18 protein-coding genes and 2 pseudogenes are annotated in these 21,002 nt (G+C 42.6%); all 20 read left to right on the top strand.

Translation table 11 applies throughout. From position 1 onward, the window contains the following. The first annotated feature begins 101 nt into the window (after window positions 1-101). Window positions 102-374 (top strand): toxin C-terminal domain-containing protein, encoded by a 273-nt coding sequence (locus Aso01_RS16130; RefSeq protein ID WP_503089856.1) that lies wholly within the window; start codon window positions 102-104, stop codon window positions 372-374. A 2-nt stretch (window positions 375-376) separates the two neighbouring features. Continuing rightward, entirely contained in the window at window positions 377-769 is a 393-nt protein-coding gene (locus Aso01_RS05755; protein WP_004935774.1) for an Imm41 family immunity protein, read from the top strand. Window positions 770-789: 20 nt separating this feature from the next. Further along, a pseudogene (locus tag Aso01_RS16125) lies at window positions 790-1,606 on the top strand (VENN motif pre-toxin domain-containing protein); the annotation flags it as partial. Window positions 1,607-1,629: 23 nt separating this feature from the next. Continuing rightward, window positions 1,630-2,088 carry a deaminase domain-containing protein gene (locus tag Aso01_RS16120; protein WP_039910029.1) on the top strand — a complete coding sequence of 153 codons (459 nt, stop codon included), beginning with the start codon at window positions 1,630-1,632 and terminating at the stop codon, window positions 2,086-2,088. Further along, on the top strand, window positions 2,088-2,450 hold the full coding sequence (locus tag Aso01_RS05740; RefSeq protein ID WP_004935781.1) for a hypothetical protein: 363 nt from the start codon (window positions 2,088-2,090) through the stop codon (window positions 2,448-2,450). The genes Aso01_RS16120 and Aso01_RS05740 overlap by 1 nt, the downstream gene beginning before the upstream one ends. A gap of 225 nt (window positions 2,451-2,675) precedes the next feature. Next, window positions 2,676-3,185 carry a hypothetical protein gene (locus tag Aso01_RS05735; protein WP_004935785.1) on the top strand — a complete coding sequence of 170 codons (510 nt, stop codon included), beginning with the start codon at window positions 2,676-2,678 and terminating at the stop codon, window positions 3,183-3,185. A 74-nt stretch (window positions 3,186-3,259) separates the two neighbouring features. After that, window positions 3,260-3,460 carry a hypothetical protein gene (locus Aso01_RS05730; protein ID WP_228252594.1) on the top strand — a complete coding sequence of 67 codons (201 nt, stop codon included), beginning with the start codon at window positions 3,260-3,262 and terminating at the stop codon, window positions 3,458-3,460. Then, window positions 3,457-4,290: an immunity 49 family protein gene (locus Aso01_RS05725; protein ID WP_004935791.1), complete on the top strand. Its 834-nt coding sequence runs from the start codon at window positions 3,457-3,459 to the stop codon at window positions 4,288-4,290. The genes Aso01_RS05730 and Aso01_RS05725 overlap by 4 nt, the downstream gene beginning before the upstream one ends. A 37-nt stretch (window positions 4,291-4,327) precedes the next feature. Beyond that, window positions 4,328-4,747, top strand: a pseudogene (locus Aso01_RS05720) (hemagglutinin repeat-containing protein); the annotation flags it as partial. Window positions 4,748-5,207: 460 nt separating this feature from the next. Then, window positions 5,208-6,998, top strand: coding sequence for an IucA/IucC family protein (locus tag Aso01_RS05715; RefSeq protein WP_004935797.1), 1,791 nt, complete (start codon window positions 5,208-5,210; stop codon window positions 6,996-6,998). Further along, window positions 6,991-8,397 (top strand): lysine N(6)-hydroxylase/L-ornithine N(5)-oxygenase family protein, encoded by a 1,407-nt coding sequence (locus Aso01_RS05710; RefSeq protein WP_004935799.1) that lies wholly within the window; start codon window positions 6,991-6,993, stop codon window positions 8,395-8,397. The genes Aso01_RS05715 and Aso01_RS05710 overlap by 8 nt, the downstream gene beginning before the upstream one ends. 10 nt (window positions 8,398-8,407) lie before the next feature. Beyond that, a complete protein-coding gene (locus Aso01_RS05705; RefSeq protein ID WP_004935802.1) occupies window positions 8,408-9,859 on the top strand; it encodes an MFS transporter in 1,452 nt (483 codons plus the stop codon). A gap of 21 nt (window positions 9,860-9,880) precedes the next feature. After that, window positions 9,881-11,731 carry an IucA/IucC family protein gene (locus tag Aso01_RS05700; RefSeq protein ID WP_004935804.1) on the top strand — a complete coding sequence of 617 codons (1,851 nt, stop codon included), beginning with the start codon at window positions 9,881-9,883 and terminating at the stop codon, window positions 11,729-11,731. After that, window positions 11,728-13,635, top strand: a complete 1,908-nt coding sequence (locus Aso01_RS05695) for an IucA/IucC family protein (protein ID WP_004935807.1) — start codon at window positions 11,728-11,730, stop codon at window positions 13,633-13,635. Before Aso01_RS05700 ends, Aso01_RS05695 begins: the two co-directional genes overlap by 4 nt. Window positions 13,636-13,650: 15 nt before the next feature. Beyond that, window positions 13,651-14,466, top strand: coding sequence for a (2Fe-2S)-binding protein (locus Aso01_RS05690; protein WP_004935811.1), 816 nt, complete (start codon window positions 13,651-13,653; stop codon window positions 14,464-14,466). Continuing rightward, complete coding sequence (locus Aso01_RS05685; protein WP_004935814.1) at window positions 14,451-15,077, top strand: RraA family protein; 627 nt, start codon at window positions 14,451-14,453, stop codon at window positions 15,075-15,077. Before Aso01_RS05690 ends, Aso01_RS05685 begins: the two co-directional genes overlap by 16 nt. Before the next feature lies 1 nt (window position 15,078). Further along, a complete protein-coding gene (locus Aso01_RS05680; RefSeq protein WP_004935817.1) occupies window positions 15,079-15,681 on the top strand; it encodes a GNAT family N-acetyltransferase in 603 nt (200 codons plus the stop codon). 82 nt (window positions 15,682-15,763) lie between these two features. Continuing rightward, the gene (locus Aso01_RS05675; protein WP_004935820.1) at window positions 15,764-17,956 is read left to right on the top strand and encodes a TonB-dependent receptor; all 2,193 of its coding nucleotides are present in this window, start codon (window positions 15,764-15,766) and stop codon (window positions 17,954-17,956) included. A 223-nt stretch (window positions 17,957-18,179) separates the two neighbouring features. After that, a complete protein-coding gene (locus Aso01_RS05670) occupies window positions 18,180-19,535 on the top strand; it encodes an acyl-CoA dehydrogenase family protein (protein ID WP_004935823.1) in 1,356 nt (451 codons plus the stop codon). Window positions 19,536-19,605: 70 nt separating this feature from the next. After that, window positions 19,606-20,997, top strand: coding sequence for an LLM class flavin-dependent oxidoreductase (locus Aso01_RS05665; RefSeq protein WP_004935825.1), 1,392 nt, complete (start codon window positions 19,606-19,608; stop codon window positions 20,995-20,997). Window positions 20,998-21,002: the final 5 nt, after the last annotated feature.

Here is a 21,002-nt window from a genome sequence, read left to right as displayed (position 1 = left end):
GTGTTTTAGTTGATGATAAACCAGTAGAGCAGTTTACATTTTTAGAAGATCAACTTATATCCCCTGTTAGACTTATTCGAAAAGGCCAGCACATTTTTAATGTGACTGAATCTAAAAATAAAACACAAAGAGAAATAGTTTATCCGACAGATAGTTTAGCAAAGAAAGCTGCTGAAACGATGGGATATACACGAACAAATTATAGAACAAGAAATGGTGCTGTGATATTCAAAAAAGGAAATAGTTATATTTCTAGAGATGTTGATGGGCACAATGGAGGTGCATGGAAAGAGGCGAGTTCTCCACAAAAGCTTAACTCAAAAGAAACTAGAAATGGTACATTTGATATTAATATGAATCGTATTGGAGACTAAATATGTTAAATAACTTAAGACGAAATGTTACTTATTTGAAAGATTATGATGAAAAATCTTTCATTGGTCTATGGATTGATTACGGTTTGTGGTCCGATATTGAATATTGGAAACTAGAAGAAGATCTGTTGAATGTAATAAACTATGAAGATAATGAATTTTATATATCTGATAATGTTTTAAATTATGTAATGAGGGTTGTTCAATTAATGATAGTTCATAACTTAGAAGAATTTTCTATCTTGGATAAAGATAAAAAATATACTTTAAATGATAGTTGGGGAGAACCTGATATATTTGATAGATATGAAAGATTTAAATACATTGTTGGGATTATTTTTGAAAAAAATAGAGATCTAAGAAATATTGATTTTAGTTATCAACTGTTGAAATAAAGGTAGTGAATAAAATTGTTGTAGCTGCAGCGGGTGGAAATAATGCGTTGACTGCAGGACTTTCAGCAGGAGGAGCAGAGGCAGCGGCACCAGTATTATCGAGTTTCCTATATGGAAAAGAAGCCAAAGACCTCACAGCAGAGCAGAAATCTACGATCAGTTCTATTGTAGGTTTGGCAGGCATAGCATTGGGCGCTACAACGGGTGATGTCGCAACTACAGTACAAAGTGGGCAGGTTGCGCAGAATGCGGTGGAGAATAATTTCTTATCCGTTAAAGAAGCTGCCAGAAAGAATGCATTAATTTATAAATCTAAACATGAAGAATTAAGTTCTAATGAAAAAAAAGAATTAGCTGAGATAAATAGAAAAGATAAGGCTCGTGATGAGTTTATAAAGAACGTATGCCAACTTGGGAACGTTTCTTCATCTGCTTGTCAAAGTGCTTTGCAAGCTGCATGGTCTACACAAGCAGATTATAATGCTGATATTGCAAATAACTTAAAAAATAGAGATGTTTACAGTCAAGATGCTAAACATTTAGACCAGCTAGTTCAAGGTTTGAGTCAAGAGCAAGTACTTGGTTTACAGGCTATAGAAAGAATTGCAAAAACGTCAGGTCGTCCAGTAGAAGAAGTTGCCAAAGAATATGATAGAGCTATGGCACTGCATGGAGTTGTAAGTACATTAGCTGGGTTTTATGGCGGGAAGGCAATTTCTGGAGAAAAAGTTAAAAATGGAGGTAGTAGCTTTAATGTTTTAACAGAAGCTGAAAAGCAACGTGTATTGGATAATATAGTCAATAGTAAAGCTGGAAGGGAATCTTCTAATTTTAATTCTTACATATTATCCGAAAAAAAGATGAGTCAAATTATAAGATTAAAGCAGGATATTTATGATTTTCGTGCAAGCTTGCCATCAACCATAAAAAAATCTGGTAATGCTGCTTCAGCTGAATTAAAAATTGAAGGTATCACTGATAGTAAGTTATTAGCTCATAGTCGAATAAATACTAGTGACCCTGAAAGAAATATTGTTGGTACAACTTATGGAATCTTTAAAACAGAAAAACTACCTACGGCAAGTGGAATGATGGTTGATCGTGCAACAGACAGTGAAGCTAAAATATTTGAATATTTAGCTCAAAAGTTGGGTAATAGAAGTCTAGCAAAAGGAAGTATAACGATTATGACTGAAAGACCTGCTTGTTCAAGCTGTTTAGGTGTGGCTGAACAATTTAAGTCAAAGTATCCAAATATTACTGTTATTATAACTGATAATGATGAAGTAATTTTAAATCCGAATAGGAAAGCGAAGTAATGCAGGAAAGAGATACTTATTACATGATTAAAGAAATTTTTTTAGGAAATTTATTTGACTTGTGTAAGGATTTTAACCAGTTAAAATCTACTAATGATTATAATTACTCTACTTTCATTTCAATAATTGATGATGATTTTTTATACACATATGAATCATCTATTGAAAAGTTGATGTTTAAAGTTGTTTGTTTAATCATGACTGGAGGATGGGATGAGAGTCTAGTTAAATACTTTACTAATGAGATAGCGTTGATTCTGTCTGAATCTAGTTTAGATCAATTATTAATTGATATTCCTAAGGAAGAGGCTAATGATTTCATTGAGGATTTAAAAGCTGTGAATCTAATGAGCTATAAATAAAGTTGATTTAACCTAAAAGTAAATACAAGCCTAAGTAAGAGGAAAACAAGTTACTTCTAAAGAGCTTCGAAATTTATCTTGGGCATGTATATACACCTCAAACAGAGAAACAGTTGGAGGAGATGTTGCCACTTGCGGTTTGGCTTTGGCATACCTTGAGACTGGATTGCCTGTGCTGGGGTAGTAGTAACAGGTGCAGGTACTGGTTTATCTGCAAAACAAACAGTGGATGAAGTTAAAGGAGTATTAGGTACTTATGAATCTAACGAAGGTAAAAAAGTTTTAGATTCATACAACCCTAATAGAACAGATAGCAATTCAGCACTGACGCAAGATGGAATAGATTTAGCAGTAACAGCAGGAGAGGCAGCACTTGCAATAGTTGGAAGGAAGGTTGTTACAAAATATGGCGGTGCTGCGATTGATGCAGCTAAGGATATTAGACGTATTTTACAAAATGATCCTGCGAAATTACCAACAGTAAAAGCTTCTGCATCAGGTAATATTAGTGCTAAACAAATATCTGAAAATGGAAAAATTATTGATCCGCCTCAAGAAGTATTAAACAAACAGAAGCAATTATTAAGTAATCCTAATAATACTCAAACGGGTATATTGCGTGAAGAAATTGCGGATAGCTATTTCAAAATAGTGGTTATACTAAACTTGAAAGTAAATGTGGCAGTAATTGTTTTGACGGTGTGTATATCAAAAATGGTGAACTTTATATTGTAGAAGTGAAGCCATTAAAAGAGAGAGGAACGGTAAAGTTAAATTCAGCAAATCAATCAACAGGGCTGGATGTACAAATGTCTGATGAATGGATTATTAGTAGGACTGGAGAGTTAAGAACATCTGATAATGCTAATGCGATTAAGACATCTACATTAATTGATCAAGCGATACAGAAAGGAAAGCCAATCAGTAAAATTGTAGTTGGAGTAGTAGTTGGAGTAAATGAAGGGCGTGCAGTAACCATAAATCTTGGTAATAAGGTTATAGTAAAATGAAAAAATTGGAATTGCTACGACGTTTAGAAATGGCAATATCATCCTATGATGATAGTGAACCTGAAAATATTAACTTTATTAAACACGGATTAAAAAAGGGAGAGGTTAATGGATATACGTATCGCTTGTTAGCTGTCAATTCAGGTTATAAAGGTTTAATTAATATAAAGAAGGTTAATGAGTTAAAACAATGGTTCTATGTATCTAGCCTACTACGAGCGGAAAGTTGTAAATATGCTGGTGGTTGGAATATGTGGACACCACACGCTTTTATATTTCCACTATTAACTGATAATGTAGATTTAATAAAAATCTATAGCTCATTGACCACAGTGAATGACAATGATCATCATAAGTCGTTAATAGAAGCGATTAACTATCCAAGGGAGGGACGTTTTAATGTTTTAAGATTTCAAGCTGTTTTACGTCAAGACTGGAATAAGGTTAATCAAATGAAAGAAATCTTTCATGAAAAAATTAAAAAGCCTAAAAATTTTGAACTATGGGAAATGGATTTCTATACGGCGTTACAAAATAAAGATGCAAATTCCGCACAGCAGATAATTTATGAATATTTACATCCTAAGATACATAAATATTTGAATCAACATCTCGTTGAAGAGTTCAGTGGAGATATTTGGTCGCATCACCCAGTGATGTTTACTAAACTTGCGTGGATCAATGGTCTAGAAATTGAAATTGATAACCCTTTAGTGCCTATGGAGTTAATGCCAGTAAAACCATTGGATCACTATGACTATCATTATGACTTTTTAGATCCGAACTGGAAGCCAAAAAACTTTTGGGGGAAATTGTTTAGTGGGAAGTAATTTTTAAAACTAATGCTATTTTATGTGCTGGATTGTTTCAGACTTTTTGGGGCAAAAAGGCACACAGCTCGTAGCGCAAAACAACGTCAATATTGAAGCAGCACAACAAACCCGCACAGAAGAAAGTAAAAACGAAAGTATGGGTTGGAATGCTGGAGTAGCCGTGAGTTATGGCAGTGATGGTCTTGCCTTCGGCGTGACGGCAGGAGGTAACGCTGGTAAAGGCAAAGGAAATGGAACAGAAACCAGCTATGCGAATAGCCATGTCGGTTCAAAAGATAGTCAGACCATCATCCAGAGTGGCAATACAACAAATATTATCGGGGGGCAAGTGCAAGGCAAAGGCGTACAAGTCGATGCTAAAGAACTGAATGTTGAAAGCTTACAAGACAAAGCGATATACAAGAGCAAACAACAAAACATAGAAGGCCAAGTTACGGTCGGTATTGGAACAGGAGTATCTGCTTCACATAATGATATTCGTCAAATACATCCTGTTCTGTACAAGATATTAAAAGAGAATTGGGATTTATATAGACATAGTCGAAGGTATTCCAGAATCTTGGCAAATTTTTCTAGAGAAACTGCAAGAATTTGATAAAGAAAAAGGGTAGTGATCAGTTACTTAAACCATTAAAAGGTGATGCAGGTACCGTTATAGGAACTGTTAAGGGTATAAAAACAGGTGTCACTGATACTATAGAAACAGCATGGAGCGTAGCAAAAGGGTCGGTTAATTTTGCTGAAAAACCTGCTGAAAGTACTCATAAAGCGAGTTGTTCCTTTCGTGCCGATGCTCCGTCAGCACTTTTTTTAGTGTATTTTTTTATCACTTATTGTAAATGATAATAATTAGCATTTGCATTATTATTTGATTGGTCGTATTCTCATGCAACTTTCTTATAAGAGCAAAGTTGATGAAATCAATCACGGATAAGATCGCGTTACAGAATTTGATAAATTCTTACCTTCAAGAAACTGGCCAAGGTCGTTTTATTCCTCCCACTGAACAATCTGCTTCATTGTTAAAAAAGAGTCGGGGCTTACCCGTTTTAAGTATTGTGTTGCATACCCTCGATGCGAATTTATATGTCTCGATTGCTTATCAAAGTAGTGTAGGTCGGCACCGATTTGCTGAGTTGCCTTGGGTTGAACGGGATGGTTTAGAGCTTCGCGTTTCATCTGCCACGCTGGCAGCCAATCTCCTCGAAAATATTTTACATCATCAGCAATATTCCGCTTTAGATACCTCATCATTACTGGAGTCTTGGATTCAGAGCCGCCGAGCATTACAACAATTTTTACACTATCGTGAAGCTGATTTGCACCAGCTCATCAGCCTCAAGCAATCGTTTATTCAAAGTGAGCAGGCACTTATAATTGGGCATAGCATGCATCCATCGCCTAAAAGCCGGCAAGGTTTTGTTCAAGACGACTGGAAAGCCTTTTCACCTGAAACCCAAAATCAATTCAAAATGCATTTCTTGTATGTGCATCCTGCTTATGTCGCACATGACAATGCGCATAATCTTTCGGTTCCTGAACAATTTAAACACGATCTCGAGTCGTATTTTAATGACTATCATCGTCTGAAAATTCAACAATATCCCAACTACGCACTTGTTCCTTTGCATCCGTGGCAGGCACGTTATTTAAAAGACAAAGCATGGTATCAAACACTATTACATCAAAATAAACTGATCGACTTTGGTGAGCTGGGGTGGAACGTGAAGGCGACTACCTCGGTACGCACGCTGTATAGCGAGCAGGCGCCGTGGATGTTTAAAACCTCCATGACGGTAGCGGTTACCAATTCTGTTCGAGTGAATTTACATAAGGAATGTCATCGCGGTTTACTCAGCTACAAGCTTTGGCATGACGATTGTTTAGCCGATTTTCGACAGCGCAATCCCAAGCTTCAGGCTTTGAGTGATCCGGCATGGATTGCCATTCAATTTAATGGTGAAGTCTTAAACGAAACTATTTGTATCTTGCGTGAAAATCCGTTTAAGACACAGGATGATATTAGCTGCGTGGCATCGTTATGTCAGGATCATCCTACAATTGAAACCAATCGTTTTAACGAAATTTTTAACTCAATATCGGCGCATACTGGCCAATCACAGCATGTTGTGGCACTTGAATGGTTTGAGCGTTTCCTAGATATCACCATTTTGCCCTTAATGGAGCTATACCACGAATTTGGCATGGCATTTGAAGCACATCAGCAAAATACGCTCATTGCGCTGCAAGATGGATTCCCTCAAGCGGTTTGGTTCCGAGACAATCAAGGCTTTTATTATATTCAGGAGTTGGCAGGTAAAATTCTTGCGCGCTTTCCAGCCTTGGCAACTGAGGGGCAGGCGGTGTGTCCACAGGCTTTGGTCGATGAGCGTTTCCGTTATTACTTTATTGGCAATACCTTGTTTGGCCTCATTAATGCCATGGGTGCAACTGGAGTGGTCACCGAGCACCAACTGATTGAAATGCTTCAGTCGTATCTGCTTCAAGCCTATCGTCGTTATCCAGACAGTGCATTGCTACACACGCTTTTATATCAAGAAACCTTTCCCTATAAAGGCAATCTGATGACGCGTGTCTATGAGCTAGACGAACTACAGGCACATATTTCACAACAGTCCATCTATGTCGATTTAAAAAATCCACTATGTGTTCATTCACAGGTCACGGAGATCGAACATGCTTGATTTTATCGGGGTTGGATTAGGGCCTTTTAACTTAAGCCTTGCTGCACTACTCAATGATCGGAACGATTTAAAATATCAGTTTTTTGAAAAGCGTGATGGCTTTGACTGGCATGCCGGGCTACAGTTACCGCAAGCGATGTTGCAAGTGCCTTTTATGGCCGATTTGGTCAGTCTGGTTGAGCCGACCAGCCCGTTTAGCTTTTTAAATTATTTAAAAGACCAGCAACGGCTGTATAAATTTTATTTTCGTGAAAACCTGTATATTCCGCGCAAAGAATATAACCATTATTGCCAGTGGGTGGTAAAACAACTCAGCCATTTAAGCTTTGGTCATACCGTCACCGATATTGCACCCATCAGCAAAGGTTTTCAGGTCATTACCGAGCACAATGGCCGTCTTGCGGTGCATCAGGCCAAAAAATTAGTCCTTGGCGTGGGAACCGTGCCGGCATTGCCGCAGCCTTTACAATCGATTGCCGAGCAAACACCAGATTGTTTGCATTCTTCGAGTTATTTGCAGCAGTGCAAGGAGCAGTTGTCTGGCAATGTGGTGCTGATTGGCTCAGGCCAATCGGCTGCCGAGATTTTTATTGATTTATTCGACCGGCAGATTTGCCCAGAAACGGGAGAGCCTCGATTTCATTTGTACTGGCTCACGCGCTCTGCTGGTTTCTTCCCTATGGAGCATACACCGCTGGGCTTGGAAAATTTTAGTCCAGATTATATGCAGTACTTTTATGAGTTGCCCAAAGCACTAAAAGATCAGTTGCCCATGCAACAGGCCAATCTGTACAAAGGGATTAGCAGTACAACCCTTCGCGATATTTACGAGCGTTTATATCACCGTAGCATCGGGCAGGCCGAAACCCATGTAACGCTGGCAGGGCATCACCAACTTGAAAATGCTCAGTTGAGCAGTGCCAACCGTATTTTACTCAAATTTTTCCAGACTCAAAAACGCCAAGTCTTTAATTTGCAGGCGCAAACTGTGATTGCCGCGACCGGATATCGTTATCCTGCAATGAAATTTTTATCCAAACTCAATGCTCTCATTCCACACGATACACAAAATCGCTGGCAGATCGATGCGTCACATCGCGTGGCGTATCAGGGAGACGGCGAAATTTATGTTCAAAATACCGATTTACATCATCACGGTGTCGGTACCCCAGACTTAGGACTTGGGGCATTCCGTTCGGCAAAAATTGCCAATCAAATTCTGGCCGAAACCCATTTTAAACTGGAGTCTAGGCAAAGCTTTCAGGAATTTTCACTGGGTGAGCAGCAGACCGCTCCCCATCGTAGCCGACTGAATAAACCTTTTCGTGCAGAAGGCCTGCTGTCGCAACGCGCCAGTAAAAATAGCGAATCGTATTCGGAGTACAGCAGCAAGTACTGAGGGAAAGAATATGGTGGATGTTTCCAACTCGGCACGCTTAGATCTTAAGCACGAACCGTCTCATCAGCCAGCACGCTGGGTCATGCTCAGTGTAATGCTGGGCACTGGCACAGTCAGCCTGAGCAACAGCAGTTTTAATCCGGCACTGGCCACACTCATGCAGCAATTTGCGCTTTCAGAGGCACAAGTGAGCTGGGTCATGGTGATCTTTTTAATGAGCATGAGTTTAAGCCTATTGCTGGCAGGTTATCTGAGTCAGACCTTGGGTAAACGCAATGTCTATTTGATGGCATTGCTGACCTTTGTGGGTATTTCGGCGGTGGGTATGCTGGCGCAGTCCTTTAATACCGTGTTACTGGTGCGAGCCATTCAGGGCTTTGCCAGCGGACTCATGATTCCACTGTCGCTGGGGCTTATTTTTGCGGTAACACCTCAATCGGAACGTGGCGCTGCCACAGGTATTTGGGGTGCAATGATTATGCTCACACTTGCCTGTGGTCCTATGCTCGGTGCACTGTTACTGCTGAAATGGGGATGGCCCGCATTGTTTAGTGTAAATCTTCCCTTTGGACTAATTGCACTGCTCGTTGGCTATAAAACCTTACCCAAGCAGCCACAAGGCGGCGTTTCTGCTTTCGACTGGCAAGGCTTTAGCACACTGTCTATTTTAATTGTGGCGCTGTTACTGGCATTGAGCCAGATTAAAACCCGCGCTGACTTTTGGGCACCGGCATTTTATCTACCGCTACTGCTGGCTATTTTGATGGGCGGGCTGTTCTGGTGGTTGCCTGCAAAACGTAAAGCAGTACTGATTCCGGCACAACTTTTTGCCAGTCAGGGCTTTAATTTTAGCTTGATCATTTCAGTGCTGCATACCGTGGGCCTGTTTGTCATGCTCTTTGCGATTCCGCTTCTGGTTCAAAATGCTTTACATCTTTCTCCGCTCTGGACAGGCGCATTACTTATGAGTAGTGCTTTGTGTACCAGTGTATGCAGTAAATGGGCAGGCAATTGTCTTGATCGTTTTGGCGCAAAATGCCTGATTTCAATTGGGCTGCTACTGACTTCGAGTGCATTTATAGGGCTTGGCGCGGGCATTCATCTTCCGGTTACTTTTCTGATGCTGTGCATGATGGTGCATGGGCTCGGATTTGCGATGTCGTATATGCCCTCAACCACAGCCGGCCTAAACAGTTTAAATAATCAGGAACTGGTGACCCAAGGTGCTGCCATCAACAACCTGTTGCGCCGTTTATGCTCCGCGGTTGCCGTGGTCTTGGCGGCTTTGTATTTACAGTTTCGAAGCGCATCGCTATTGAGCCTGCACGATCCGCAGTGGGCACAGTTAATTGCCATCCGCGAATTATTTCTAATCTGTGCAGGCGGCTTGCTACTGGCATTGCCTTTTGCATGGAAATTTCCAGACATCAAAAACGCATCCGCTTGTAAAGCGAGCATGTAATTAAAATTGAGGAACAATAACATGGGAAATTTAAACAGTTCAGCACTTCATGAATATCGCGTTTCATCGCCTAGCATCGCGTGGCAGCAGCCCGATCAATCTGCAATAGAGCAGGTTGAACAGCGTGTAATTAAACAGCTATTGCAAGCACTGATCTATGAAGACATTGTTCAGGTTTTTGAACACGATGGAACCTTTGAGATACAGGCAACCGATCAGCAGCAAGCAGTGATTTATCGGGCCTATGGTCAGCGTTATTTAAGTTTTGGCTTAATCCGTTTTAATCATGCGCCTGTGATTCGGATTGATGCCCGTGGTGTTTCACAACCGGCTCGTTTAAATGGCGTGCTAAATGAAATTGTACGTGCGATTCCAAATGCGCAGAAATGTGAAGATTTTCTGATGGAGATCAAGCGCACGTTTATGCATGACGTACAGTCCATCTCGTATAAACAGGCGTATCCACTTCCGGCCAGTCAATACTGTTATGATCAGCTGGAAACCTATTTGATGGATGGTCATCCGTATCACCCATGTTACAAGTCTCGGGTGGGTTTCAGTCTGCTCGATAATGCCAAATACGGTGTCGAATATGCAGAACCGATTCATCTGGTTTGGCTGGCGGTGCATCATTCATTGGTCAAGCGTCAAACGTCGATATCAGCATCACAAGATCACACTAAAATTGCGCAGCTCAGTCCAAAAGATCGGGCAGAGTTTCAGGCTACACTGATACAAAAGACCGAAAGCCCCGATGAATTTATTTGGTTACCTGTGCATCCTTGGCAATGGGAAAACACCCTTATTCCGATTTTTTTTGAGGAGCTTAGCGCTGGACAACTGATTTATCTGGGCCGTGGAGAAACGGCTTATGTGGCGCAGCAATCTCTCAGAACTTTGACCAATCTAAAACAGCCAGAGCAGCCGTATATCAAGCTCTCGATGAGTCTAACCAATACTTCCAGTTCGCGGATTTTAGCCACTCATGCTGCCATGAATGGACCTCTCATTACCGACTGGTTGCAGGCACTGATGGATCAAAGCCCAATTGCACAAGCATTAGATTTTGCAATTTTAAGAGAAACTCATGCCACAGCACTCGATTTTATCCAGTTGCCGTCCTCTCATGCCCAGCAGGCGTATGGCATGATTGGCAGTTTATGGCGAGAGAGTGTCCATTGTTATTTGCGTGAAGGTGAGGATGCCATGCCGCTTAATGGCGTCGGGCATTTACAATTGAATGGGCAGTTACTCATTCAGCCTTGGCTAGATCAATATGGTGCAGAACAATGGCTCGAACAGTTTCTGTCGGTGACCATTCAGCCTATTCTATTTTTTCTTTATGCCGAAGGCATTGGGACGGAATCTCACGGCCAGAATATGATTTTGGTACATCGAAATGGCTGGCCAACACGGATCATTTTAAAAGACTTTCACGATGGTGTGCGCTTTAGTCCGCAACACTTGACCCATCCCGATCAATTTCCAACGCTACATGCCTTGCCTAAAGAACATGCAAAAGCAAACCGGATGTCTTTTATCGAAACTGAAGATGTCAATCTGGTTCGAGACTTTAGCTGTGCCTGTTTATTCTTTGTTGCCTTGAGCGATATTGCCATTAGTTTGCATCAGCAGCTCAATCTGGATGAGCGAATCTTTTGGTCTAAGGTGGCTGGAGTCATTCATACTTTTCAGCGTCAGTATCCTGAACATCAATCACGTTATGAAATCTTTGATGTTTTTGCTAAAGAATATTGCATTGAATCGCTCACCAAACGTCGTTTGTTTGGCGATGCGGCAATTCAGTTAAAGCAGGTGCAAAATCCGTTATATCGCTTTCGTGTATGGCAGGCCAAGGAGCAGACAGTATGAATAGTAAACTACAGCGCCATGTGCAGCTTCAACACAGTATCCAGCAGGATTTACTCAACAGTTTTCTGGCCGAAGATTTTTTTGCAGCGCACGACATGCAAACATCTTCGCAAGTACAACAAGTGATTCAGAAGCTTGCGCCTTATGCACAAGACGCTCTTGCACAGGCTTGTCAGGAACTAACGCATTTTGTAGTTTACGGTACAGAGAGTCGCACCAAGCTTGTGATTATCGGGATTACACCAGCCTATAAGCAGCCTTGGCAGATCAAGCCAAACGCCATCTTTCTATTCGATCATACCGAGCAGCGGATTCATCACGAACCCAGTGCTTTAATGCTTTACGACGCATTCATTCAATTAGGGCTTTTTGCTGACTGCACTGCTGAAAAAATTCAGCAGTTTCGAGACGATCTGATGCTTGCAGACGCACAATCGGCGCTGAGTGCAAATGTTTCAATTTTTAAAAATAGTCAGCAAGACCATAGCCCGGCCGAGCACTTTCAAAATCTAGAGCAATATGCGGCCTTACGTGATCGGCCTTATCATCCATTAGCGAAATTAAAAGATGGATTTTCAGCGACAGACTATCAACAGTATAGTCCAGAATTTCAGCAACCGATTACAGTTCGGTGGGTTGCGGTTCGTAAGGATTTGCTGGTGGTTGGGCGTGATATTCATGATCTTGAGCTTGATCAGCCTGCTCGGATCTTTCTTAATCCTACACAACAAGCACAACTGCATGCAGAACTGATCGCCAAAAAAATCGACTCAAACTATCTGCCGATGCCAATGCATGCATGGCAGTTTGAACATGTTCTAGATTCCACCTTTGCTCAAGAAATTGATCTTGGGTGTCTTATCCCACTGGCATTTTCTGTACATCATTTTTATGCCAGCTCATCTATTCGAACGCTGATTTCTGGCTTGAATCCCGAAGATCACCTGAAACTGCCCCTCGGCATCAAGGCCTTGGGTTCACTGCGCTTTTTGCCGATTGTTAAAATGATCAATGGACAAAAAAATCAGCAACTTTTAGCCGAGGCAAAGCGCATTGATCCAGTACTGGCCAGCAGACTCTGGTTGTGTGATGAGCATCAGTGGTGGGGCTTTATGCCGCATCAACCGCACAATTTAACCCCACAAAATGAAACCTTGTTTGAAGAACAACCGATGCATTTGGCTGCACAGCGCCGAATCATTCCTGCCGAATTACTCAAAGCGCCGTATCAGCTTATTCCAATGGCCAGTCTGGGGCAGTCTGGGCCGGCCGATGCATCCGTGTTTCAATCGCTATTCGGCGCTCAGTTGCCTACTCCCGAAGTAGTCAAACATGTTTTTTATACGCTATGTCACGAGTTTTTCGAGATTAACCTGCGCTTGTTTCGGTTAGGTTTAATGGGTGAAATCCATGGCCAGAATGTATGTTTGGTACTCAAACAAGGCCAGTTTTCGGGCTTGCTGCTACGCGACCACGACTCTGTTCGCATTCATCTGCCTTGGATGCAGCAGGCGGGATTACACGATCCCGTGTATTTAAGTCCGTCAGATTTTCGAATTACCTTGTATCACGATAGCGTCGAAGAACTGCTGGTGTACTTACAAACCTTAGGCATTCAAGTCAATCTGGCCAGTATTTTAGAGTCGGTTGCCCGTCATTATCAGTTAGATGAAAAACTCTTGTGGCTCGCATTGGCTCAGGCATTAAAAGATACCCTTGAATTGGTACCGTTTTCACCAGAAGCTCGTCGTTTGCTTACACATTGTCTATTTGAAGAAAAACTTTGGCCGCATAAGCAGCTCCTTCGACCCTTGCTACAGCAAGACAATCGAGTGGGAAGTATGCCCACGCGGGTTGGGCAAACACATAATGTATTGCAACGAATGACTGCATATCACGAATAGGCAACAGGGTGGGGCATGCAGTCAAATATTACGTTTATGGCACTCGAATCACATCCAGCACATCTGGGTTTTGCGTCCTTACAAACAGAGATTGAGCAAGTGCTCAATATCCGGATTGAACTGTGCCATCAATGGAATCATCGAGGTTCAGATCTTTTACATCCCGATCAATGCTTGAAAATTGTGCAGCAGTTTGCTGCCCAAATACAAGTTAAAAACCTCACCTGTGCAGGTTCAATGCTGATCAAGTATTGGGCAGTGCCACTGTTGTATCCCTACTTTTACAGTGTATTGCTTAATAAACCACACATGCCGTGGGCATTAGATAAAGTCGTGCTTGATCTGGATGCATCGTGGGCGTGGGATCGGGTGCTTAAGCTTAATCTCGATGCTGAATTTGAGCAGAGCATGCAGTCACCACCGAGTGATCCTGTTGCATTTTTCCAAATTATTTTCAGTGACTTAAATGAAGTATTTGAAGTGCTGGGCCGTGTTGCAAAAGTACCCAAGGTTTTATTGTGGGAAAACACGGCACTGAGAATTTTACAATTTTACGATCTGATGGCACGTCGGCAGATTTCAGCAGAATGCTTAGCGCGTATCAAAGCGCAACGAGCAAGCGTGCAAATGCTGTACGCCGATGACTTTGGGCTGGCAAAAAATCCATTTAAACAATTGTTCGATGCGTGGAGCAATCGACAGCAATGTTATCAACGCCAAAAATGCTGCTTCTACTTTCAGTTGCCTGAGGCAGCACATGACTACTGCAAAAACTGTCCGTTGCAGCAACGCAGCAAACTTCGAGAAAAACATCAATGCAAACATCTATAAATGAACTGATTGAAAAGTATGCAAATATTGCCACTTCGACCATTGGTCATGTGCTCGATGAGGGACATCTGGCACAGATTCATGCCATTAATCGCATTCATCATGTCACAGGCCGTGTCAGAACCGCTAGGCTCGCTTCGATCAATGCCATGAACCTGCGTGATGCATTGCTACAAAGCGAACCGAATGATGTGCTGGTCATCGATGCGCGTGCAATTCCAAATCGTGCCTGCTGGGGAGAGCAGCGCCATCGTGCGGCCATTTATCATCAATTGGCAGCAGTGGTGGTGATCGGCGATGTGACCGACTGTGTGGCGTTACGTGAAATGAAACTGCCAGTTTTTGCTCGTTCTGTCAGTTGCCTCACCACGCGTCATCAGGGTGAAAGTCTGGTCGAACATGGCCAGGAGATTATGGTAGGTCAAACACGGATTGCATCGGGTGATCTGATGATTGGCGATGCAGACGGTGTCTTTATTTTATCGCCCGAAATTGCGCAGGATTTATGGCCAACATTTCAAGATATGGAAGAACAAGAACAGCATAAACGTCATCACTTTTTTAATCAGCACCATCCTCGTGATTATTACCATGCTGAACAGAGACGCTAATATGCAACGACGCTCTTGTTTATCAACACGTTCTTCGCGATTACCTGACCATTTTGACTATCAGGTGGGCGAAGTAAAGTATGGACTACGTGAGATGTGTCTTGAACATGACCTTACCATACTGCATCGCTGGATGCATGAACCGCATGTGATTCCGCAGTGGAAGTTAAATATCAGCCAGAGTGATTTGGCGGTGCATTTTGAGAAAATGCACATGGATGATCATCAGCGGCTTTATATCATTCAAATCGATGCATCTGACGTGGGTTATTTAGAAATCTATGAAGCTGCTCGAGACCGTTTAGCCCTTTACTATGCGGCACATCCAGATGATATGGGCTGGCATATTTTACTGGGCGAAAAAAGTGTGGTGGGCAAGGGGCATTTTCGGGCAGTAATGAAAATGATGTGCCAGTTTGTTTTCCAGCACACACCTGCACTAAAAATTGTAGGAGAACCCGATATCACAGTGCGTTCTTATGCATACGTAGCAGATCAGATTGCATTTGAAGCAAAGCAGATTTTGAATATGCCGGAAAAACAGGCAGTACTGTATCACTGTGATCGTGATCGGTTTTTACAGCTTTGTGGTGAAAGTGCTTAAAACACCACGACACTTTTTATTTTACTTTTTATTGATAATGAGTATTATTCTTAGTTTTATTATATTTATCTGTGGGGGTAACATGCGTACAAAACAATTTGCTTTGAGTTTGCTGGCCATGGCGATATCGGGTTGCCTGTATGCAAATGATCAGACCGACTCAAACAGCACGGCAACTGAAAACGCATCTAAAAAAGATGTGGTGGCGCTCAATAAAATTGTCATGACCGCCACCCGAACACCCAAAAGTATTGCCGAAATTGCAGGAACTGTGCAGACCATTCAGGGAAGTGAAATTACACAACAAGCTGGAGCGGGGCGTAAGGTGGCCGATGTTCTGGCTCAATTGGTACCATCGCTGGCACCGAGCAGCGGGACCACCAGTAACTATGGCCAGACCATGCGTGGTCGAACCATTCTGGTGATGATTGATGGGGTACCTCAAACGGGTTCCCGTGATGCCGCGCGACAGCTCAACAGCATTAGTCCAGAATTAATCGATCATATCGAAGTGGTATCTGGAGCCACCAGTATTTATGGTTCAGGTGCGACAGGTGGCATCATTAATATTATTACCAAGCGTGCCAATCCAGATCAGCCACTTAGTTTGAGTACCAAAGTTGGCATCACATCGGCCGATAATTTCCGTGCAGATGGGCTCGCCTATGAAATCGGTCAAACTGCTGCATTTAGTCAGGACAACATAAACGGATTTTTAGGCGCCAACTTTACCAGCCGTGGCGCGCAGTTTGACGGTCGTGGCAACCGGATCTCTTTAAGTCCATGGCAAGGCAGCACCATGGATACCGATACCCTAGACATCAATGGACGTATTGGCTTTAACGTGTCAGATACTCAGACACTCAGCCTCGGTACTCAGTACTACAAAGATCGACAAGACACCAAGTATGGCCCAGACTACACCAAAACCAGTGCCGACTATTATGTGCCTATTAAAGGCTGGAATGTACCCGATCAACCTTTTACAGAGCGTTATGGTGTAAACACCCAGTATCAAAATACAGATATATTCGGTCAAATCCTGAATATCGATGCGTATTACCGTAAAGAGAAATTACGCTTTGTGCCTTATGCCGGGGCTTTAGTCACCAATGGTGCAACAGTCAGACAAAGCGAATCTGATAACGATTTTTATGGCCTGCGCTCGACCTTACAATCGAAATTTAATCTTCTTGATCGCAATTTGGGTCTGACTTACGGCATCGATTACGATCATGAAAATGATCGCCAGTGGGCGGATCAATACATCGCGTCGGATAATGGTTTGACCTATACCGCGACAGGCGCTGTTCAAAGTCAGGGGCCAGATACAAAAATTGATAGTATTGGTTCATTTGTTCAAGCAGATTATGAACTGACCGATCGGTTGAATCTTCAGGGTGGTGTACGTTATCAATACATTCAGGCAAAAACAGATGCCTATATACCGGTACGTGAAAGCAAAGAGATTGCAGCTGGCAGTACCGATGCCGATAAGTTTTTATTCAATTTGGGTGCGGTATATAAACTGAACGATGCACAGCAGCTCTATGCAAACTTTTCACAAGGTTTTAGCTACCCAGATGTACAGCGTATGCTTCGAGATGTTTCGACGTATAACATTACCACCGCGAATTTGCAGCCGATTACGGTAAATAACTACGAGCTCGGGTGGCGACTAGAGCAAAATCAGGGCTTAAATGTCAGTTTGACCGGTTTTTACAATACCTCGGATAAAACCGTGCAATTTAGTAACCGAGCCGCGCGTGTTGTCGATACCGATCAACGCGTTTATGGCGCTGAAACAACCTTAAGTTATCCATTTTTGCAGCAATTTAAAGTCGGTGGAACGCTCGCTTATACCCGCGGTCAGTATAAAGATGAATCTGGTGCATGGCATGAGTTAAACGCCTATCAGGTCGCACCTGTAAAAGGAACTGTATTTGGTGAATGGGATCAAGACGGTTATGGTGTGCGTGTGCAGGCTTTGGCCATTAAAGGCAGCAATAAAGCCTACAAAGACGATCTAGCTTTCGCTGCAAAAGGCTTTAAAGATGACAACAATGCGGCTGACATTTCGGGCTATACCACTATGGATGTTTTGGCACATTTTCCAGCACTCAAAGGTCGTGTAGATTTTGGGGTGTATAATGTCTGGAATCGCCAGTATAAAACCGTGTTTGCCCAACAAGCAGCAATAACCAATACAAATGCCTATCTAGATATTCCAGCTCAAGGCAGAACCTATGCATTAAGCTATACCATTAATTATTAAGTTTGATTATTTTAAATTTTACTAGCCGATAAATACATATTTGTCGGCTGATTTAATAGCAATTTTTTTATTCATAATATTTATTCTTTATTAATCAAAATAACAGAAAATTAAAAAAAAAATAGATAGGCTAATGAATAAATCCTGCAATGATTATCACATTTTGATTTTTATAAAAACAAATGCGTTGGCTAAGATAAAAATAAAATTGATGGATGCTCATATGACACATTTTTATCACCCAACGGTCAATACACAGCTGCAACATCGCCCCCAGATCACGACTTCGCAATTGTTTCGGGTGTGGGGCGAAGCGGTTTCCACACGCTACGACACGCTCGCAAGCCAGTTTCGTCCTCTATTTGAACAAATTAAACAACATGCATTGCAACGTGAACAGCGTCATGAACTTCCGATTGAACAAATCCAGTGGCTCAAAGACAGTGGATTTACACGCCTACGTTTACCAAAGGCGTATGGTGGATATGAGGCCACATTGCCTGAATTGTTTGCCTTATTGATTGAACTGGCCGAAGCAGACTCGAATTTACCTCAAATTTTGCGGATTCATTTTGGCTTTACTGAAGATGTTTTGGTGTCTCAAGATCCGGTATTCCAGCAACGCTGGCTTGAGCGTCTGGCGCGTGGCGACACAATAGGCAGTGCATGGTCGGAAGGCGGTACAGAATCAATTCACGCCTTTAAAACGCATTTATCGACCGATGAAAGTGGCAAGATTCGCCTGAATGGAGAAAAGTACTATACCACTGGCAGTTTATATGCCAATTGGGTTGAAGTGGGGGTGACCGATCTTCACGGAGAATCCTCAACCGTGATCGTGCCGCGGCATGCACAGGGCGTCGAGATTTTAGACGACTGGAATGGATTCGGTCAGCAACTCACCGCCAGTGGCACAGCACGCTTTACTGATGTACTGGTCGATCCAAGCGAATTTCTGCCAGAAGGAACTCGTTTTAAATATTCTGCTGCGTTTTACCAGTTGATTCAATTGGCGATTATTACAGGCTTAACCCGTGCAGCAACCTACGATGTATCTGCGGCTGTTGCCAAGCGTACGCGGAATTACTCACATGCGAATACACCTTTGGTACAAAACGATCCTCAAATTTTGCAGGTGGTCGGTCAAATCCGCACCGCAGCATACACCGCCGGTGTGTTGGTTGAAAAAGTTGCACAAAGCCTCGAGCGTACCTATTCGGCTGCGCTCGATTCACATAGTGTATCTGAAGCAGATCTCAACGCGCTGGCAGAGCTGGAAAGTGCCCAAGCTCAGGGCGTCATTATCCAATTGGCACTAGATGCTTCGACCTTACTCTTTGACGCCTTAGGTGCATCTGCGGCAGATAAAAAATATGGCTTCGACCGCTATTGGCGCAATATTCGAACCTTGGCATCGCACAATCCGCGTGTATTTAAAGCACGAATTATTGGTGATTTTAGTGTGAATGGAACTTTACCGCCCTATCAGTGGCGTATAGGAGATACCTCAAAGATCGAGGCTCAAGCAGAACAGAGTACTTTAAACAATGCCTCATCTGCGTCACTCACTCCAACCTAAACTGGCTGCTATGTAAAAGCCCTTATGCTTTAAACCACCAGACACCCATAAAAATATAAAGATAACCGCTATGACAAAACAGATTAGTTTTAATGCATTCGAGATGAACTGCATCGCGCATCAGTCGCCAGGGCTGTGGCGACATCCCAAAGACCGCTCAACAGAATACAAAGCACTTGAGTACTGGACGGATTTGGCAAAAATTTTGGAAAAAGGCTGTTTCGACGGAGTTTTTATTGCAGATGTGCTGGGGATTTATGATGTGTATCATCATAGTGCCGAACATGCACTCAAAGGTGCCGTACAAGTGCCGGTTAATGATCCGTTACAGATTGTGCCAGCAATGGCGGCTGTGACCCAGCATTTGGGATTTGGCTTGACCACCTCTATTTCATTTGAGCATCCGTATCCATTTGCGCGGCGTATCAGTACGCTGGATCATCTGACCAGAGGTCGTCTTGGGTGGAATATTGTCACGTCTTACCTAGACAGCGGATCTAAAAATCTGGGACAAAAAGGTCAGGTCAATCATGACAACCGTTACGATATTGCCGATGAATATCTGGAAGTGCTGTACAAGCTTTGGGAAGGATCTTGGCAAAATGATGCTGTACTCCGAGACAAAGTAAACGGTATTTTTGCCGATCCTGCAAAAGTTCATGCAATTGCGCATGAAGGCAAATACTTTAGTGTGCCCGGCATTCACTTGTGTGAACCTTCACCGCAGCGAACGCCAGTTTTATATCAGGCTGGCGCTTCACCGCGAGGGCAAAAATTTGCCAGTCAAAATGCAGAATGTGTGTTTATTGCAGCGCCGTCTAAGATTGCGGCTAAAAAAGTTGTCCAGTCGATTCGTCAGAAACTCAAAGAAGAAGGGCGTGATCCTTACTCCGTTAAAATATATACGTTATTGTCGATTGTAACGGCAGAGACAGACCATGAAGCACAGCAAAAATTTAAGGAGTATCAATCTTATGGCAGTTATGACGGTGCCTTAACTTTACTGTCCGGATGGTCTGGCGTCGACTTTTCACAATACCGTCCTACCGATCAAGTCGAATATATTAAAACCAATGCCATTCAGTCTTTACTCGATGCCTATGTCAATGCAGATCCAGAGCGTGTCTGGACCATTGAAGAAATCGCGCACTGGAACAGTCTGGGCGGAAATGGCCCCGTTTTGGTCGGAGGGGCTGAAACGGTTGCAGATCACTTGCAAGCATGGATCGAGGAAACTGATATTGACGGCTTTAACTTGGCTTATATATTGGCGCACCAGACCTTTATCGATGTTGTGGATTTTATTGTGCCCGAGCTACAAAAACGCGGTGTTTATAAAACAGAGTACACTACCGGCACCTTGCGTGAGAAGTTATTTGGTCAGGGGCCTTATTTAAGCGAGCAACATAAGGGCGCAAGCTATCGACAACTTAACCGTGCAACATATGCCCAGGCGATTTAAATAGA

It is taken from the genome of Acinetobacter soli (genome assembly GCF_000760595.1).
GTDB classification, from domain to species: Bacteria; Pseudomonadota; Gammaproteobacteria; order Pseudomonadales; family Moraxellaceae; genus Acinetobacter; species Acinetobacter soli.
Note: the sequence above shows the minus strand (reverse complement) of the source record. Positions and strands in the feature narration are given on the sequence as shown.

Excerpts from the sequence above, each read along its gene's own strand:
- Aso01_RS05755 (WP_004935774.1), top strand. The coding sequence starts at position 377 with ATGTTAAATAACTTAAGACGAAATGTTACTTATTTGAAAGATTATGAT.
- Aso01_RS16120 (WP_039910029.1), top strand. The coding sequence starts at position 1,630 with ATGAGTCAAATTATAAGATTAAAGCAGGATATTTATGATTTTCGTGCA.
- Aso01_RS05740 (WP_004935781.1), top strand. The coding sequence starts at position 2,088 with ATGCAGGAAAGAGATACTTATTACATGATTAAAGAAATTTTTTTAGGA.
- Aso01_RS05730 (WP_228252594.1), top strand. The coding sequence starts at position 3,260 with ATGTCTGATGAATGGATTATTAGTAGGACTGGAGAGTTAAGAACATCT.
- Aso01_RS05725 (WP_004935791.1), top strand. The coding sequence starts at position 3,457 with ATGAAAAAATTGGAATTGCTACGACGTTTAGAAATGGCAATATCATCC.
- Aso01_RS05715 (WP_004935797.1), top strand. The coding sequence starts at position 5,208 with ATGAAATCAATCACGGATAAGATCGCGTTACAGAATTTGATAAATTCT.
- Aso01_RS05710 (WP_004935799.1), top strand. The coding sequence starts at position 6,991 with ATGCTTGATTTTATCGGGGTTGGATTAGGGCCTTTTAACTTAAGCCTT.
- Aso01_RS05705 (WP_004935802.1), top strand. The coding sequence starts at position 8,408 with ATGGTGGATGTTTCCAACTCGGCACGCTTAGATCTTAAGCACGAACCG.
- Aso01_RS05700 (WP_004935804.1), top strand. The coding sequence starts at position 9,881 with ATGGGAAATTTAAACAGTTCAGCACTTCATGAATATCGCGTTTCATCG.
- Aso01_RS05695 (WP_004935807.1), top strand. The coding sequence starts at position 11,728 with ATGAATAGTAAACTACAGCGCCATGTGCAGCTTCAACACAGTATCCAG.
- Aso01_RS05690 (WP_004935811.1), top strand. The coding sequence starts at position 13,651 with ATGCAGTCAAATATTACGTTTATGGCACTCGAATCACATCCAGCACAT.
- Aso01_RS05685 (WP_004935814.1), top strand. The coding sequence starts at position 14,451 with ATGCAAACATCTATAAATGAACTGATTGAAAAGTATGCAAATATTGCC.
- Aso01_RS05680 (WP_004935817.1), top strand. The coding sequence starts at position 15,079 with ATGCAACGACGCTCTTGTTTATCAACACGTTCTTCGCGATTACCTGAC.
- Aso01_RS05675 (WP_004935820.1), top strand. The coding sequence starts at position 15,764 with ATGCGTACAAAACAATTTGCTTTGAGTTTGCTGGCCATGGCGATATCG.
- Aso01_RS05670 (WP_004935823.1), top strand. The coding sequence starts at position 18,180 with ATGACACATTTTTATCACCCAACGGTCAATACACAGCTGCAACATCGC.
- Aso01_RS05665 (WP_004935825.1), top strand. The coding sequence starts at position 19,606 with ATGACAAAACAGATTAGTTTTAATGCATTCGAGATGAACTGCATCGCG.